Source organism: Pseudoalteromonas sp. S3178 (assembly GCF_005886985.1).
Classification (GTDB): domain Bacteria; phylum Pseudomonadota; class Gammaproteobacteria; order Enterobacterales; family Alteromonadaceae; genus Pseudoalteromonas; species Pseudoalteromonas carrageenovora.
Window position 1 is genome coordinate 1 of the sequence record NZ_PNCW01000486.1, and the last position, 335, is coordinate 335.

Consider the following 335-nt stretch of genomic DNA (forward strand, 5'->3'; position numbering starts at 1 on the left):
GGGTTACAATGAAAATAACACGTTATTTGCTATTAAGTATATTACCAACAATGGTGATGGCTGCACCGGAAGTACATTACAATGAATGTAAATCAAGCTTTAATTACCTAGGTGCAGACTACCAAGGCACCACTAATAAAAATAATGCAGGTAGCCAATGGTGCTACTTAAAAAGCCCTGTTGAAGAGTCTAGCTGGGGAAATGTTCGAGCAGAAACTTTACCAAAATATAAAACAATATCAGGTAAAACTTGTATGGACCCTTCATCCGATAAGGGTGAACAGTTTTATGGTTGCTCTTCTCGCAATCACACAACACCTTGGTGCTATATTGAT

The 335-nt window shown here is 37.9% G+C and carries 1 pseudogene; it reads left to right on the forward strand.

What is annotated here, in order from left to right:
• Positions 1-8: 8 nt before the first annotated feature.
• A pseudogene (locus tag CWC11_RS21855) lies at positions 9-335 on the forward strand (alkaline phosphatase D family protein); the annotation flags it as partial.